At 41.6% G+C, this 17,873-nt stretch carries 9 protein-coding genes; all 9 read left to right on the forward strand.

Features of this window, described 5'->3' with window-relative positions:
- Positions 1 to 332 precede the first annotated feature (332 nt).
- Positions 333 to 2,693, forward strand: coding sequence for an ABC transporter permease (locus BMX50_RS00110; RefSeq protein ID WP_091205957.1), 2,361 nt, complete (start codon positions 333 to 335; stop codon positions 2,691 to 2,693).
- A gap of 91 nt (positions 2,694 to 2,784) precedes the next feature.
- On the forward strand, positions 2,785 to 5,163 hold the full coding sequence (locus BMX50_RS00115) for an ABC transporter permease (RefSeq protein ID WP_091205960.1): 2,379 nt from the start codon (positions 2,785 to 2,787) through the stop codon (positions 5,161 to 5,163).
- A gap of 100 nt (positions 5,164 to 5,263) precedes the next feature.
- Positions 5,264 to 7,633, forward strand: a complete 2,370-nt coding sequence (locus BMX50_RS00120) for an ABC transporter permease (protein WP_091205962.1) — start codon at positions 5,264 to 5,266, stop codon at positions 7,631 to 7,633.
- Positions 7,634 to 7,720: 87 nt separating this feature from the next.
- On the forward strand, positions 7,721 to 10,117 hold the full coding sequence (locus BMX50_RS00125) for an ABC transporter permease (RefSeq protein WP_091205965.1): 2,397 nt from the start codon (positions 7,721 to 7,723) through the stop codon (positions 10,115 to 10,117).
- Between the two features lie 107 nt (positions 10,118 to 10,224).
- The gene (locus BMX50_RS00130) at positions 10,225 to 12,627 is read left to right on the forward strand and encodes an ABC transporter permease (protein WP_091205967.1); all 2,403 of its coding nucleotides are present in this window, start codon (positions 10,225 to 10,227) and stop codon (positions 12,625 to 12,627) included.
- A gap of 404 nt (positions 12,628 to 13,031) precedes the next feature.
- On the forward strand, positions 13,032 to 13,709 hold the full coding sequence (locus tag BMX50_RS00135) for an ABC transporter ATP-binding protein (protein ID WP_091205970.1): 678 nt from the start codon (positions 13,032 to 13,034) through the stop codon (positions 13,707 to 13,709).
- A gap of 13 nt (positions 13,710 to 13,722) precedes the next feature.
- Positions 13,723 to 15,048: a TolC family protein gene (locus BMX50_RS00140; RefSeq protein WP_091205972.1), complete on the forward strand. Its 1,326-nt coding sequence runs from the start codon at positions 13,723 to 13,725 to the stop codon at positions 15,046 to 15,048.
- 181 nt (positions 15,049 to 15,229) lie between these two features.
- Complete coding sequence (locus BMX50_RS00145; protein WP_091205975.1) at positions 15,230 to 15,835, forward strand: porin family protein; 606 nt, start codon at positions 15,230 to 15,232, stop codon at positions 15,833 to 15,835.
- 249 nt (positions 15,836 to 16,084) lie between these two features.
- On the forward strand, positions 16,085 to 17,866 hold the full coding sequence (locus tag BMX50_RS00150; protein WP_091205978.1) for a glycoside hydrolase family 9 protein: 1,782 nt from the start codon (positions 16,085 to 16,087) through the stop codon (positions 17,864 to 17,866).
- Positions 17,867 to 17,873 lie beyond the last annotated feature (7 nt).

Genomic DNA, 17,873 nt, shown 5'->3' on the forward strand with positions numbered 1-17,873 from the left:
CCAAAATCAAAAACACTGTATCAATATCGTACACAATGTGTTACGCTTACGAACAGTTGCTGGATTTTATTTGTATTAAGTATTTGATATTCAGTTGTTTTTGATTTTGGTATATGTTTTACATTGAAATTGAAAATTACTGTACGATATGCTGTTAAAGCGGGCTTGTTAACCTGGTTAAAAGCCTGCGATTGGAATAGTCATTTTATCATTTGCTTCGCGTCATTGTTGCATTGACAAATACGCAAAGTAAAAAATGACTTAGTAACCTATAATGCAACGCAAATGATGCGAAGCAAATGATGCAACGTAAATGACCTAATGACCGAACCATGATAGGAAATTACATTAAAACCACTGTACGTGGTCTCGCGAAAAACCGGGCTTACAGTTTCTTGAACATAGCCGGTTTGGCTATTGGTGTGGCTTGCGCATCTATGATATTTTTATGGGTACAGGATGAGCTGACCTTTAACCACAGTTTTGTAAAGCGGGATAACTTATACACGGTTCGCGAAAATCAAACCTATGATGGTAAAACTTCAACATTTCGCGCTACTCCGGGGCCAATGGCTGCAGCGTTGAAAGGCGATATCCCTGGAGTGAAAAATGCCGCCCGGATGGGTGGAGAAAACGAAATGGTATTTGCACTGGGCGAAAAAGTGATTAATGAGCAAGGCTCATATGCCGATGCTGAGATTTTTCCAATGTTGAAGCTTTCTTTTGTTCAGGGTGACGAGGCAAATGTTTTTCATGATCTGCATTCGGTAGTGATTAATACTACTATGGCTAAAAAGTTTTTTGGTGATGCCAACCCGATTGGCAAAACGTTAAAAATGAATAATGAGCACGACTTTACAGTTACTGGCGTGTTTTCCGATCTGCCAAAAAACTCTACATTCCAGATGCAATGGTTTGCTCCGTTAAAGAACATCGAGCATATGCAGCCCTGGCAGCAGGATTGGGGAGCTAACTGGACACGCACCTATGTAGAACTGGAACCATCAGCAGATGTTAATGCCATTAACAAAAAGCTGGCTCACTATCTTGGTACCAAGAAAAACGGCAACGGAACAATCTGCTTCCTTTTCGGTATGAACGACTGGAACCTGCGCGACAAATTTACCGACGGTAAAATGAGTGGTGGCCGGATCGAATACGTCCGCTTGTTTTCGGCAATCGCATTTATTATCCTCATTATAGCTTGCATTAATTTCATGAACCTTTCTACCGCACGGTCCGAAAAGCGGGCTAAGGAGGTTGGTGTTCATAAAGTAATGGGTGCCGGTAAAGGTAAGCTTATAACCCAGTTTATAGGTGAAGCAGTGATCATGGCGTTTATAGCAGTAATTATTGCAGTGGTTTTGGTTTATGCTGCTTTGCCATCGTTCAATAATATGGTTCAAAAGGAGCTTACTATTGATCTCTTACAACCGTTCCATTTGTTTTATTTACTGTCGATAGGTTTAGTTACCGGTTTGCTGGCCGGCAGCTATCCGGCGTTTTACCTGTCATCATTTAACCCGATAACGGTATTAAAGAATATTAAATTGCCATCGGCAGCAGGCGCGGGCTTTATCAGACAAAGTTTGGTGGTGATCCAGTTTTCTGTATCTATTATACTCATCATAGGCACAGTAATTATATATCAACAAATTCAGCACGTTAAAAACAGAGAATTGGGTTATCAAAAAGATAACCTTGTTTACATCGATACCAAAGGCAAAATAACCGATCATTTTACTGCTGTAAATAATGAGTTGAAGCAAACTGGTGTTGTTGCCGACGCATCACTAAGCGAGTATCCTGTTTTGCAGATTTGGAGTAATACCGATAACTTTTCATGGGATGGCAAAGACGCCTCAAAAAATCCTTTAATCACTATTGAAAGTGTAAGCCCGCAGTTTGTATCAACCATGAATATGAAACTGGTTGCAGGCCGGGATTTTTATGCCAATGCCAAGCTTGATAGTAGCAACGTGATCATTAACGAGGCTTTTGCTAAGCAAATGGGCAAAGCGGGGCATGTGGGTGGTATTGTTAGGGATGGGGGTAATAAGCCTTATCAAATTGCTGGGATCATCAAAGATTTCCTTTACAATGATATGTACGTTTCGGGCGCACCGCTGATGCTGTTTAGCCGTCCGCAAAACAATAATATCTTAACTATCCGCTTTAAACAGGGCGTTAATTTGACTGATGCTCTGGCTAAAACCGGCGAAGTTTATAAACGTGCCAACCCGGGCTATCCATTCGAATACAAGTTTGTTGATGCCGATTTTGATGAATTGTTTAAAACCGAGGCCCTTACCGGTAAGCTGTCGGGGGTATTTGCGTCGCTGGCCGTTGTAATATCCTGCTTAGGCCTATTTGGTTTAGCCGCCTATACTGCCGAAAGACGGATCAAAGAAATAGGTATCCGCAAGGTGCTTGGTGCATCTGTGGTTGGTTTAACTGGCTTGCTATCGCGTGATTTTCTGAAGCTTGTTGTTGTTTCGTGCCTGATAGCTTTTCCGGTTGCGTGGTATGCCATCAATAACTGGTTGCAAAGTTATCAGTACCGGGTAACCGTACAATGGTGGGTATTTGCTGCCGCGGGAATAGCAGCAATTTTTATAGCACTGGCAACGGTAAGTTTTCAGGCTATTAAAGCAGCATTGAGCAATCCGGTGAAGAGTTTGCGTTCGGAATAATTTCACTAAGTCATTTGCTTCGTGTCATGAAGTCATTTGGACGCGGGCATCAATGACTTCATGACCAAATGATTAATGAATAATAAAAGATATGATCAAAAACTACATAAAAATTGCCTGGCGAAATTTGGTTCGTAATAAGGCTTACGCAACCATCAGTGTTATTGGGTTAGCTTTGGGTATAGCCTGCGGTGTGTTGATATTTACGCTGATCACCTATCACCTGAGCTTTGATACCTTTCATAAGGATAAAGACAGAATCTACCGCTTCTACACCGAATTTCATGATCAGGGAGTAGACCGCGTAGGCGCTATCCCGCAGCCGATGGCTAAGGGCTATCGTAATGACTTAGCTTTTAGCGAAAAAACAGCGAGGTATATCAGTTTCAACAAAACGCTGATCACTATTACCAAGGGAAACGAAGTTAAAAAGTTTGGCGAGGATGATGGCGTTGCCTTTGTTGAGCCGGAGTATTTCGATATCCTGAATTTTCCATTGCTTAAAGGTGATAGAAAAACTATTCTTGCTAATCCCAATGAAGCCCTGGTTACCGAAAAAATGGCCCAAAAATATTTCGGTAACGATAACCCGATAGGCAGAATTTTTAAGCTGGATAATAACATAACCGTTACTATAACCGGTGTATTGCAGGATTTGCCAAATAACACCGACCAAAAGCAGCAGGTCTTTATTTCGTATGCCAGTATGGAAGCCTACGCCGGGAAAGATCGTGAAAATAACTGGGGTGGTGTTTACAGCGGATGCCAGGGCTTTACCCGGTTGAAGCCGGGGGTAACCAAGGCGCAGGTTGAAACAGCCATGCTACAATTAGTAAAGAAAAACTATACCGGTCGCGATTTACAGGTTTGGCGCTTTAAATTACAGCCCATTGCCGAAATGCATTTTGACCGTGAACTTGGTGGCTATGCCGATAAAAGCTATTTGTGGGCGCTGTTCTTTATCGGCGTATTTCTGATTATCACTGCCTCTGTTAACTTTATAAACCTGGCTACTGCACAGGCATTAAACCGCTCAAAAGAGGTCGGGATCCGCAAAGTGCTGGGTAGTCAGCCTTTTCAGTTGTTCTGGCAATTTATTGCAGAAACAGCCATTATTAGCATCATAGCTGTAGGTGTAGCCATCGGTTTGTCTGAAATAGCTTTGCCGGCATTGAATAAACTATTTCACGCAAGGATGACCTTCAACTGGCCGGAGCTAAGCTTGTTTACCGTTTTGATTACTGTTATTGTAGTTTTTCTTTCTGGCTCATATCCGGGACTGGTATTGGCAAGGTTTCAGCCTATCAAGGCACTTAAAAGCAAACTTTCACAAAAAGATGTTGGCGGGTTTTCTTTACGGAGGGTGTTGGTGGTCACCCAGTTTACCATATCGCAAGTGTTGATTATTGGTACCATCATCGTAGTATCGCAGTTACATTATTCGCAAACTGCCGATCTTGGTTTTAACAAAAATGCCATAGTGCTGGTGCCGCTTCCTCAAAATGACAAGATCAAAATGAGTACCATGCGCAACCGCATCAGCGAAATTAAAGGGGTTGAAAATGTATCTTACTGTGCTAATGCGCCAGCATCCCGTTCAAATAGCAATACTGGTATTCAATATGATAACCGTGCCGAAGATGAACACTGGAGCATCAATACCAAACAAGCCGATGAAAATTATATTTCGACCTTCGGTATTAAGCTAATTGCCGGCAGAAATTTTTTCAAGGGCGATTCGGTAAAAGAGCTTTTGGTGAACGAAACCTTTGTTAAAAAGCTTCGCCTTAAACCGCAGGATGTAATTGGAAAGCAAATGGCAATTAACGGCCGCAATTATAAAGGTACCATTGTTGGCGTAATGAAAGACTTTTACAATTACTCCTTCCATTCAGAAATTTCGCCTTTATGTGTAATGCCTAATTACCAGGACCTGGGTACCGTTGCCGTGAAAATAGACATGCGGAATGCTAAAGCTACATTAGCACAGATTGATAAGATCTGGAACCAAACTTTCCCCGAAGAATTGTATTCATACCAGTTTTTGGACGATACGATTGCCCACTTTTACGAAATGGACAATATCCTGTTAACACTGGTTGAGGCATTTGCCGGGATAGCCATCATTATAGGCTGTCTTGGTTTATATGGTTTGGTATCGTTTATGGCAGTGCGTAAAACCAAGGAGATAGGTGTACGTAAAGTGCTGGGAGCAAATATCAGCAGTATTTTATGGTTATTTGGTAAAGAGTTCAGCATATTGCTGCTGGTTGCATTTGTAATAGCTGCTCCACTGGCATGGTGGGCGATGCATAATTACTTAAAAGATTTTCAATACAGGATCAGTATCGGCCCGCAAATATTTGTGATATCGATACTGTCAAGCCTTATAATAGCATGGATAACGGTAGGCTATCGGGCTACCATGGCAGCGTTGGCAAATCCGGTTAAGAGTTTGCGTTCTGAATAGTTGGTCATTGAGTCATTTTTGCTTCGCGTCATTGAGTCATTGCAAAGACGTAAAGCAAAAATGACTTAATGACTATTAGAATGACCTAATGATATAAAATATGCTTAGAAATTACATCAAAATAGCCTGGCGAAACATTGTTAATAACAAGGCTTATACAGCTATCAATGTTTTGGGATTGGCAGCCGGCATGGCTGTTGCTCTGATGATAGCACTTTGGGTTGCCAATGAATACTCGTATGACAGGTTTTTGCCCGACGCCGAACGGGTATATCAGGTACGCCGTAACTTTAACAGTAATGGCGAAACACTTACGTTTAGTTCAACTTCGCTGAAGTTATCAGATGTGTTACACACCATCCCCGAAATCGAATCTGTAGCAACTACGGATTGGACCGGTACGCATGGGCTGATGGTTGGTGATAAGAAATTATCGATTAGCGGAATACAAGTCGGAAATGATTTTCTGAAGATCTTTTCGTATCCGATGTTGCAGGGTAACCGTTCATCAGCTTTGAAGGACGCATATTCAATTGTATTAACAAAGGCCACTGCCATTGCTTTGTTCGGCACCGAGAATGTGATCAATAAAGTTGTACGGATAGATAACGCGTATAATCTGAAGGTTACCGGGGTAATGCAGGATATTCCCTCAAACTCGTCGATGCAATTCAGGTTCGTGACACCTTTTAGCCTTTTGGAGCAAACGCAGTCGTACATGAAAGGTGCACACGCGAGTTTTGGCAATAACGGCTATCAACTTTTCGCCAAATTAAAGCCAGGCGTAAATTATACTAAACTCGCTGCTAAGATCAAAAACATCGAAAAAGGAGAGGATAATATAAACGCCAGAAATTCTGAAGTGATCATGCAGCCAATGCTCGATTGGCACCTGTATTCTGACTATAAGAATGGCATAGCCAGCGCCGGCTTTATTGATTATGTGCACATTTTTAGCGTTATCGGCATATTGGTATTATTGATAGCGTGCGTTAATTTCATTAACCTAACAACAGCGCGTTCCGAAAAGCGCGCCCGCGAAGTGGGGATACGCAAGGCTATTGGCTCGCAGCGTCAACACCTCATCTTTCAGTTCCTGACCGAATCGGCTTTAATCACTTTTATATCTTTTGTTTGTTCGATACTTTTTGTACAGATTGCGCTTGGCCCGTTTAACTCGCTTACTGGTACTACAATCACCATACCTTTTGATAATATCACTTTCTGGCTTATAGCTATTGGTTGTATGTTGCTTACCGCCGTAATCGCTGGCAGCAGGCCGGCATTTTATCTTTCTTCATTTAATCCGGTTAAAGTTTTAAAAGGTACTATCCAGGTTGGCCGTTCTGCATCTTACTCGCGCAAAGTATTGGTTGTGATGCAGTTTAGCTGCTCTATTGCGCTGATCATTAGTACGGTGGTTATTTATAAGCAAATTCAATATGCAAAAAACAGGCCTAATGGGTATGATATCAACAGATTGATGGCCACCAATGCGAACGACGATCTCGGTAAACACTTTAATGCATTCAAAAATGAATTAATTCAAAGCGGAGTGGTGCAAAGCGTTTCATCGGCATCAAGTGCTGTTACAGATATTGATATGCATAATGATATTGACCAATGGCCCGGGAAATTTGCCGGTGAAACCGTTGAAATGGGTGTGGTAGCCGTTGCCGATGATTATTTTAAAACCACCGGCATGAAAATGCTTGCCGGAAGAGATTTTAACAATACAATTTCCGACTCATTAAACATAGTTTTCAATGAAGCGGCAATTAAGCGCTTACGACTTAAAGGCGATCCGATAAGCCAGGTAATAACTTATGGAGGTATGCAGCGCAAGATAATTGGTGTGGTTAAAAACGCATTGATGTTATCGCCATTTGCGCAGGCCGACCCAACAATGTTTTTGTACAACAATGATCCGCATGGGAATTTGATCTATCGCCTTTCGGCTAAAGTAAACCCGCATGACGCTGTTGATAAAATAGGGCAGGTGTTTTCAAAATATAGCCCGGCTTATCCTTATACATATCGCTTTGTAGACGATGATTATAACCGCAAGTTTGGCCAGGAAGTATTGGTTGGTAAGCTATCAGGCATATTTGCCGGTCTGGCTATTTTTATTTCATGCCTTGGCCTGTTCGGCTTAGCGGCATACATCGCAGAGCAGCGCACTAAAGAAATTGGGGTACGTAAAGTGTTGGGCGCAACAGTAAGCCAGCTATGGTTTTTACTGTCGAAGGATTTTGTATTGCTTGTGCTTATCAGTTGCGTAATAGCATCGCCGGTGGCGTTTTACTTTTTGCAGGGCTGGTTACAAAAATATGATTACAGGATAACCGTAGGGCCTGGTGTGTTTATCATATCGGCAATAGTTGCCATAGTGATTACCCTGGTAACAATCAGTTTTCAGGCTATTAAAGCGGCAATTGCCAATCCGGTTAAAAGTTTAAGAAGCGAATAAATAGTTAGCAGTGGCAGTTTCCAGTTGGCAACACTGTACATCCTACACCAATGAACTGATGAACCAGTGAACAAATGAACTAATGCGATGATAAAAAATTACTTCAAAACCGCCTGGCGGAATATCTGGAAAAGCAAGGTCTTTTCGGCAATTAACATTTTTGGGTTGGCCGTGGGCATGGCGGCTTGCATCGTGATCACGCTTTTTGTTTATTATGAAAAAAGCTTTGATAACCTGCATTCCAAAAACATCTATCGATTAAACGAGGTGCAAAAGTTTGAGGGCATGGGGGCCACGCAAAAAGTTGCCTTATCTATGTTTCCGATGGGACCCACGCTTAAAGCCGATTTTCCGGAAATAAAAAACTTTACCCGCGTGCGCTGGCAGCAAAAATTTCCGCTCAACAACGGACTTAAACGTGTGTACATGCCGCAGGTATTTTTTGTAGACTCGGTTTTCTTGAAGATGTTTGATTTTAAACTACTTAGGGGCGACCGGGCAACTGCTTTATTAAAACCACGCAGCGTTTTATTAACTGAAGATGCCGCCAAACGTATGTTTGGGAATGATGATCCGATTGGTAAAACGGTTACCAATTACGGGCAGGATACCATAACCTATTCGGTTACCGGTATATTAGCTAATGTGCCAAAAAATTCACAATTGCAGTTTGATTGTCTATTTTCGTTCAGTAGCATTTATAAAAAATGGATGTTTACCAACTGGGGCGGCAACTGGTTAAATACCTATCTTGAACTGGCTCCCGGTACCAATGTCGCGGCTCTTGAAAAGAAGTTTCCGGCATATCTTGAAAAATACAGGGGCAAAGGCGGTTCTAAAAATTATGAGCTTTTCCTGTTATCGCTTAAAGATGTGCATGCTAACTCGGCCGATATTGGGTTGGATTATATCAACTATCAAAAATTTGATAAGCATATCACTAACTTATTTACTGTAATAGGCATCATTGTTCTGATTATAGCATGTATCAACTTTATTAACCTCTCAACTGCACGTTCATCTGAGCGGGCTAAAGAAGTTGGCGTGCGCAAGTCTATCGGTGCCGGCCGTTTTCAATTGGCTATGCAGTTTCTTGGCGAAACGGTGTTGCTTTCCCTTATAGCTTTGGTTTTTGCCTGTATTTTGGTAAGCATTGCAATCCCTTTTGTAAATAGTTTAAGTCAGCGCGATATCAGTTTGCCATTGCACGATAACAAGATGCTTATAGGAGTGGTGCTTATAAGTACAGTACTTGTTGGCATTATTTCGGGCATATACCCGGCACTTTTCCTATCGTCGTTTCAGCCCGTTAAGGTATTGAAGGGAGCTTTAGCATCGGTAGGAGGTAATAGGGTACCGTTGCGAAACATTTTGGTTGTAGGGCAGTTTACAAGTGCTGTGATCTTGATGATAGCAACCGTGCTGGTTATCAAACAGCTTAAGTTTATGCAAAAAAAAGATCCGGGTTTTAACCGCGATCAGATTGTAAATGTTCCATTAGGCTTGATCCCGCAAAACAAATATGATCTGTTTAAACAGGAGTTGCTTTCCAACTCAATGGTGCAGGGAGTTACTGCATCGCAGGATATTTTAGGCAGCCATCTTGATCAAACCGGGATCTCATTTAAACTGGGCGATTCCCCGTTACGACAGCTTACGTCAACCTTGCTGGTAGTTGATAATAATTACCTCGACTTGTATAAGATTAAACTGTTGACTGGCAAGAATTTTTCTACCGATACTTCGGCCGTATGGAAGCAGTACATCATCAACGAAGCGCTGGCTAAGGAGTTGCTGAAAGATCATAAAGGGAAAAACATGGAATCCTTATTGGGGCAAAGGTTTGGTTTTGATTCGTTGGGTGTAATTACCGGTATAGCTAAAGATTTTAACTTCAATTCCCTGCATTATAAAATCGAAACGCTGTTCCTGGTAAATGGTAAAGGGTTCAACCAAATGTCTGTTAAGATCAACGGTGGCCGGGCTAAGGAAGCGGTAGCATTTATTCAATCAACCTGGATGAAAGAATTTCCGGGGATACCTTTTGAATACCAGTTTCTTGACGATCATTTTAAAGAAGTTTACAGTGTTGATAACCAGGTAAGCACCGTAGTAAGTATTTTAGCGGGACTGATCATTATTATATCCTGCCTTGGTTTATTTGGTCTGGCATCATATTCGGCCGAGAAACGGGTCAAGGAAATAGGGGTCCGGAAGGTGCTTGGTGCATCGGTACAAAATATTGTGATGCTGCTTTCGGGCCATTTTGTAAAACTGGTGCTGATTGCCAACGTACTCGCATGGCCTATCGCGTTTTATGCCATGAGTAAATGGCTACAAGATTTTGCTTATCGCATTGACATCAGCTGGTGGGTATTCGGCGTAGCCGGTTTTACTTCGCTCATTATTGCGTTTGCAACCGTAAGTTTCCAGGCTATTAAGGCGGCGGTGGCTAATCCGGTTAAAAGCCTTAGATCTGAATAATTGCGTTCATTGGTTCACTTGTTCATTAGTGTAAACGCGGAAAGACACCTTTAACGAACATGCAAGTACCAATGAACTAATGAACCATCGAACTAATAAACTAAAGAATGATTAAAAACTATATAAAAACAGCATGGCGTAACCTGGTTATAAACAAGGTTACGTCATTAATAAGTATTGCAGGTTTGGCAGTTGGGATAGGGTGCTTTATATTATTAGCTACTTATTTGTTAAATGAGCTGCGGTACGATAGGTTTCACGCTAATGCCAATCGTATTGTGCGTGTGGCTTATAATTACAAGTCATCTGATGATGCCGAGGCAAAATCAACGTCGGTAACGCCAACTGCGCCGGTACCCGTATTTAAGCAGCAATTGCAGGAAATTGAGGATGGCGTACGAATTTATTGGTACAATAACCCGGTGCAATACCAGGATAAGCTATTTAACGAAAAACGGTTTTTATTAGCCGACGAACCATTTTTTAAAATCTTCAGCTTTAAGTTTTTGAAGGGTAACGCCGCAACTGCACTTAAAGACCCGTCGGCCGTTGTGATCACTGCATCTACCGCAAAAAAATACTTTGGTAATGAGGATGCCATCGGTAAGGTTTTGAAGGTCAATAACAAACAAAACATGATGGTTACCGGCGTGGTAGAGGATGTGCCCGAGTATTCGCAGATCAAATTTGACATGGTAGGCTCGTATGCTATCACTGAACACTCCAAAACGCGCAGATGGGATTCGGCTAATGATTATTCATACCTGTTGTTAAAGCCGGGTGTTAATATGGCTTCGGTAGAGCAAAAAATGAACAACTATGTAGCCGAGATGTTTAAAGATGATTTCAGGCAGGGGCATAAAATGTGGTTCAAGCTCGAGCCTTTGACAGATGTTCACCTTAAATCGGAAGCTACCTACCCGCTAACGCCATCCGGCAATATCAAATATATTTACATTTTAGGCGCAGTAGCGGTTATTTTGTTGCTGCTGGCTTGTGTAAACTTCTTAAACCTGGTAACAGCCAAAGCCATAGAACGAGGTCACGAAATAGGGGTAAGAAAGGTAATGGGTGCGGTACGTACGCAACTTTTCACACAATTTATCATCGAATCTGCTATGATCACCCTTGTGTCGCTGTTAGGGGGCTTGTTTTTGGCTGATGTAAGTTTCAAATGGTTTAGTGATTTTTCGGGCCAGCATTTAGGGTTTCAAACCTGGAATACATCGTGGCTGATCACGGCACTATTCGGTTTGTTTATATCGGTAACATTTTTAGCCGGGACTTATCCGTCATTGTATCTGTCGGCATTTAATCCTATTGTTACTTTGAAGGGGAAACTCACCAATACCTCTGGCGGTCGGGCTTTACGCAGATCGTTGGTTATATTTCAATTTGTGGTATCCGTATTCTTCATGATCTGTACAGTTATAGCAGGTAGTCAGCTGCAATATATTCAGCACCTGAATATAGGTATTAACCGGTCGCAGGTAATGGTGATCGATATCGGCGGCAAGTCATTGAAAGATATCAAGTCATTTAATAACGAGGTAACTCAATTACCCGGGGTGCTTAACGCAACTGCTTCGTATGATTCGCCGGTTGATGTTCATGGTGGCTATAGCATTAATCAGGCAGATGGTAAAAACAGCGACTATAACCTTTCGGTAACAGCATTGCCGGTAGAAAGGAATTTCTTAAATACGCTTGGTATTAAACTGGTGCAGGGCATTAATTTTACCGATGCCGATGAAAAAGGCTCTACCCAGCCTGATGAAAATAAGCGTCATTATGGTTTTATCATTAATGAAAAAGCCGCACAGGCATTGGGTTGGAAAGCTGAAGAGGCAGTGGGCAAACACATTAGCCTTAACGGACGCACCGGCGAAGTAAGAGGAATTGTACAAAACTTCAACTTTGCTTCCCTTCATCAGGAAATTACGCCAATTGTGATGTTCACTGAAGATTATTTTGGTAAGATTCTTATCAAAACCTCTGGAAATAATATTGCCCAAACCATATCAGCAGTAAAAGAAAAATGGAGTGCTTTTAATCCTGCCACACCTTTTGAATATCACTTTCTTGATCAGGAGTTTGATGATATGTACAAAGCCGAGCAACGCACCGGTTCAATACTAACCGCGTTTACTTTGGTTACCATTTTTATTTCTTGTCTGGGTTTATTTGGGCTGGCAGTGTTCTCAACCAGGCAAAGGGTAAAAGAAGTTGGTGTACGCAAAGTTTTAGGCGCAAGCGTTTTCAGTATAGTGAAACTTGTTTCGGGTGATTTTCTGAAACTGGTGATCATATCGGTTATCATAGCCTCGCCGATAGCTTGGTACGCCATGCATCGCTGGCTACAGGATTTTGCATATAAGATCAGTATCCAAATATGGGTATTCATAGCTGCAGGTGCTGTAGCCATACTTATAGCCTTTATCACCGTAAGCGTGCAATCCCTTAAGGCTGCACTTGCTAATCCGGTGAAGAGTCTGAGGTCCAGTGATTAGAGGTTGGTGATTAGTGATTAGTTGAAAACATAGGAGGCCGGCTGTAAGAAAATATTTTTTACAGCCGGCCTTTTTGATTAAGTCAATTTTCGCAGCGGGTACGAGTAAGCTATCCTTAACTCCCAACTACATACTTGTTTCAGGAGAAGTAAAATTCAATATCTCAATCCGAAATCAAACTTAATCTAATCTCTAACTACCAACCTCTAATCACTAAACCCCACTGTATCATAACCGAACGCATCTTGTTACATAAGCGTACAGTAATGTTTTGGTAAGATGATTTAAATTGTTGATAATTAGTTAGATATAACTTTGGTATGTTATTGATATGTTAATCGCAAAATGATGAGTATTATTGTTTAACTCATTTATTTACTAACAAACTAATTCAATAATTAAAAATGTTATCACTGCAGCATATTTCAAAGTATTTCCAGGTAGGGGGCAACAGAAACATCATCCTGAATGATCTTAGCCTTGAAGTTGACGAAGGCGAATTTATTTCTATCATGGGCCCTTCAGGTTCTGGTAAATCAACATTGCTGAATATCATTGGCATGCTCGACGAACCATCCGACGGTTACCATTATTTTGAAGGCCATGCAGTGCATCAGCTTAAAGAAAAACAGCGTTCTGCTTTGTATAAACAATACATCGGTTTTGTTTTCCAGGCTTATCACTTAATTGACGAATTGACTGTTTACGAAAACATTGAAACTCCGCTTATTTACCAGGATTTTAAAAACGCTGAGCGTAAGGCTATGGTTGCCGATATGCTTGATCGCTTTAGCATCGTAGGTAAAAAGGATCTTTTTCCGGCTCAGTTGTCGGGCGGCCAGCAACAGTTGGTGGGTATAGCCCGTGCGCTTATTGCTAAACCAAAATTGTTATTAGCCGATGAACCAACCGGTAACCTTAATTCAAAACAAGGGGAGGAGATCATGGAACTGTTCCGCAAGCTGAATAAGGAAGATGGCGTAACCATTATCCAGGTTACCCACTCCGAAAAAAATGCCGAATATGGTTCGCGCATTATCGATTTGCTGGACGGCCGGATCGATTCATCAAGAAAACTCTGAACTCAATAATAAAATGCGATACTATAAATTACTATTTCTCGGTCTTGTTGTATTTGGAAACTTAAAGGCTTACAGCCAGGCTCCGGCAGATTCTGTGCTTACGTTACAGCAGTGTATTGATCTTGCAATTAAAAATAACCTCAGTGTTAAAACGAGCGAATTGCAAATGCAAACACAGGAAATTGCTTATAACCAGGCACGCGAAAACCTGCTGCCCTCAATTAATGGCAATGTAAGCCATAATATCAGTAACGGCCGTAGCCAGGACCCTACAAATTATAACTACGTAACTCAGCAAATTACTTATGCTCAGTATAACCTGAACAGTAACCTGACGTTGTTTAATGGCATGAGCCTTATCAACAATATTAAACGTTACTCGCTGGCGTACCAGGCCGGTAAAATGGATTTTCAGCAAGCTAAAGATCTTGTTACGTTAAACGTGATTACTGCCTATCTTCAGGTGCTCGACAACGAGGACCTGCTGAAGGCAACAGATATACAGGTTGAACAGGCGCAGAGACAGGTAGACAGGCTGGTTATATTGAATAAAGACGGTGCTACACCGCCTGCTACATTATATGATTTGAAGGGAACCCTGGCAACCAGCCAAATTGGAGCTGTTAACACCAAAGCCGCAATGGGGATTTCAAAGATTAACCTGTTGCAGATCATGAATGTGCCGCTTAGCAAGGATATTAAACTTGCCCGTTTATCGGCAGATCAATTACCTGGCAGTTATGATAAAACGGCAGATGAAATTTATACCAAAGCGCTTAACGACCTTGCCTTGGTTAAAGCCTATGACCTTCGCTTAAAAAGTGCCGAAAAGGAGGTGAAATCCGCCAAAGGTGCTTTATGGCCTACTATCTCGGCGTTCGGATCATTGGCAACCAACTACTCAAGCACCGGTAATACAGGATATTATTCGCAATTGAAAAATAATTACAGTTCGGGCTTTGGAGTTGGGTTAAGTATACCTATCCTTAACTATTTTCAAAACCGTAATAAAGTAGCCCTTGCCCGCATCGATTTTCAGACTGCAAAATATAACAACGACTTTACACGGATCCAGTTAAAACAAAATATCGATCAGGCCTATATTAATATGACATCGGCTCTTGAGCGTTATCACCTGCTGCGCGATCAGGTTGATGCCTACGGTGAATCATACCGGATTGCTGAAGTTAAATTTAATTCAGGTGCAATTACTTCGGTTGATTTTGTGATAGCCAAATCGAACTTCGATCAGGCTAATACCAATCTGATTAATGCCAGGTATGACTATTTTATCCGTACCAAAATCCTTGATTATTACCAAGGTAACTTAGCGCTTTAATTGATAAATTCTTTAAGATTTTTAAAACCTATACTTTTATTCCCGATTATCAGTTAAATATCTGGTTGAACTTTTACCGAACTTATCGGTTAGGTTTAACCGGATATTTCTATTTTAGCGGCAGTTTTGCAAACAATATGGCTTGCAAAAGCTTTTTACATCATCCAAACACCTAATAAATATGAAAAAATCAATTTTACTTTCTTTATCTATTTTTTTGCTGTCAATCGGCATATCAAAAGCCCAGGTAATACCCAGCTTTTCGTTCGGTCTTAAGGGCGGGTTAAATTATTCAACGTTTCCGTCAAACGGTATTTTTAACAATGATAACAAAGCGGGTTACCAGGCCGGTGCATGGGCTCGCATAGGCGGATTGGGCTTTATTTTTCAGCCGGAGCTCTATGTTACAGGAAAAAATGTTACGGTAAACACCAATGATGGTACCGGTACAGCTAAAGCAAACTTTACAAGTGTTGATGTGCCGTTACTGCTTGGTGGTAAAGTAGGAGCTTTAGGCTTAGGCGGCAGATTTTATGGCGGCCCGGTATTGTCATTCACTGTAAATAAAGATCAGAGTCTTTCAGGAGCAACTTCTAATGCTGCAAGGCTTAACTACAAAGATGCTAACTATGCTATACAGGTAGGTGCCGGTGTTGATATCAGCAGTCTTTCAATCGATCTTCGTTACGAAGGCGGTTTAAATAAAATAGCCTACGGCAATGATAACTCGCATACACGTGTGAGCTTGTTCAGCCTGGCTGTTGCTTACAAACTGTTCTCGTTATAATTCCCAGGATCTTTAGAAATATAGAAAGCCCTGCCGGTACCGGCAGGGCTTTTTTGCTTTAAATCAGGGCATAAATTAACTGTAGTTCAAGCAGTGCAATCGATTGTATATTTAGTATTATATTTTAGCTTTTAATTGATAGAATAGTATTATACTTATTGTACAACGTACACCTATATTTATCTGCCATTTATATGTCTGTTATCTGTTTAAACGCAGATTACAGGTGTTTCCTAAAATTCAGGGCAGATGAAAAAGTATCTTCTTATATCATTTAGTAAATCTTTATTCGTGCTGTTGCTGATTGGAAGCAATGTTTCGGCACAACAAAAAGATACTGCTTCAAGGCCTATCCGGCTTAATCAAATAGGTTTTTATCCAGGCGCTGTAAAAAGGGCTATAGTTTTAAACGATAAGGAAAGCGTTTTTTTTATCCAAACCATTCAAAAGCAAACAGTATTTACCGGGAAGCTGAAAATCTCACTTAAGCCAAACTTTGCAGGCCATATTGTTGAATATGCCGATTTTAGTGCTTTTGGCAAGCCCGGCAAGTATATACTTTACGTTCCAACGGTAGGTTACTCTTATCCTTTCGAAGTCAAAGCTTCAGTTCATAAAGCTGTAGCCGATGCCGCTATCAAAGCATACTATTTTATGCGGTCGGGTACTACGTTGCCCGAAAAATATGCCGGTAAATGGCACAGGGCTGAAGGGCATCCTGACACCATGGTGCTGATTCATCCGTCTGCCGAAAATGAGGGCCGAAAAGCAGGTTCCCTGATATCGTCGCCTCGTGGGTGGTACGATGCAGGTGATTATAACAAGTATATCGTAAACAGTGGCATCACTACAAGTACGCTGCTTTCGTTGTATGAGGATTTTCCTGCTTATATGAAAACGGTCAGGCTTAATATCCCCGAAAGCAGTAACAAAGTGCCGGATGTTTTGGATGAGGTACTCTGGAACCTTCGCTGGATGCTTACCATGCAGGATCCTGCCGATGGGGGCGTTTATCATAAACTTACTAACGCGGCTTTTGATAAGTTTGAAATGCCTGATAAAGATAAGTCGCCACGCTATGTGGTACAAAAAGGCACTGCCGCCACGCTTGATTTTGCTGCTGTTATGGCGCAGGCTTCAAGGATTTTGAGACATTATCCCAAAGAATTACCGGGCCTTGCTGATTCATGTTTAAATGCTGCCAAAAAAGCATGGGATTGGGCGGTTAAAAACCCGCAAGTAGCTTATCGTCAGGAAGAGTTAAATAAGAAGTTTGAACCTAAGATCACTACGGGCGCTTATGGCGACAATAATTTTACTGACGAGTTTATCTGGGCTGCATCGGAGCTGGTGGCCACCACCGGTAATGCAGATTATCTTAAAAATATCAACCTCGTACCAGATAACAGGATGCCGGTGCCAACCTGGTCGCAAGTTAGGTTGCTGGGTTATTATACGTTAATTAAAAATGATATTACAGAAAAAGCTGTACCGGACCTGCCGGAGATCAAAAAGCGACTTATCGCTACTGCCGATGATATGATCAGCGGGGTTGATTCAAACGCCTACCAAACTGTAATGACAAAATCTGTAAGGCATTTTGGCTGGGGCAGTACCTCTGAAGCCGCAAACGAAGGGATCCTGCTTATTCAGGCTTATAAACTAACTCACAACAAAAAATATCTGAATTACGCTTTGGCTAATCTTGATTATCTGCTCGGGCGCAATGGTACGGGATATTCTTTTGTTACGGAATATGGAACAAAAACGCCCATGCACCCGCACCATAGACCATCGGCCGCAGATGGGATAGTAGACCCTGTGCCAGGTTTGCTGGTAGGCGGATCAAACCCGGGAATGCAGGATGGTATCCAAGTGCCATCAAAAATACCTGACGAAGCTTATGTCGACGATGAGCGCGCTTATGCCGCAAATGAGATAGCTATAAACTGGAATGCACCGCTGGCTTACCTGGCTAACGCAATGGAGGCTTTGCAACACGAATTAGACAATCAAGTATCAACTAAATAAATATAAA

It is taken from the genome of Mucilaginibacter gossypiicola (assembly GCF_900110105.1).
GTDB classification, from domain to species: domain Bacteria; phylum Bacteroidota; class Bacteroidia; order Sphingobacteriales; family Sphingobacteriaceae; genus Mucilaginibacter; species Mucilaginibacter gossypiicola.

What these genes read in the sequence shown, in the direction of transcription:
- BMX50_RS00140 (WP_091205972.1), top strand. Translation starts at nt 13,723, where the DNA reads ATGCGATACTATAAATTACTATTTCTCGGTCTTGTTGTATTTGGAAAC.
- BMX50_RS00120 (WP_091205962.1), top strand. Translation starts at nt 5,264, where the DNA reads ATGCTTAGAAATTACATCAAAATAGCCTGGCGAAACATTGTTAATAAC.
- BMX50_RS00150 (WP_091205978.1), top strand. Translation starts at nt 16,085, where the DNA reads ATGAAAAAGTATCTTCTTATATCATTTAGTAAATCTTTATTCGTGCTG.
- BMX50_RS00130 (WP_091205967.1), top strand. Translation starts at nt 10,225, where the DNA reads ATGATTAAAAACTATATAAAAACAGCATGGCGTAACCTGGTTATAAAC.
- BMX50_RS00125 (WP_091205965.1), top strand. Translation starts at nt 7,721, where the DNA reads ATGATAAAAAATTACTTCAAAACCGCCTGGCGGAATATCTGGAAAAGC.
- BMX50_RS00115 (WP_091205960.1), top strand. Translation starts at nt 2,785, where the DNA reads ATGATCAAAAACTACATAAAAATTGCCTGGCGAAATTTGGTTCGTAAT.
- BMX50_RS00110 (WP_091205957.1), top strand. Translation starts at nt 333, where the DNA reads ATGATAGGAAATTACATTAAAACCACTGTACGTGGTCTCGCGAAAAAC.
- BMX50_RS00135 (WP_091205970.1), top strand. Translation starts at nt 13,032, where the DNA reads ATGTTATCACTGCAGCATATTTCAAAGTATTTCCAGGTAGGGGGCAAC.
- BMX50_RS00145 (WP_091205975.1), top strand. Translation starts at nt 15,230, where the DNA reads ATGAAAAAATCAATTTTACTTTCTTTATCTATTTTTTTGCTGTCAATC.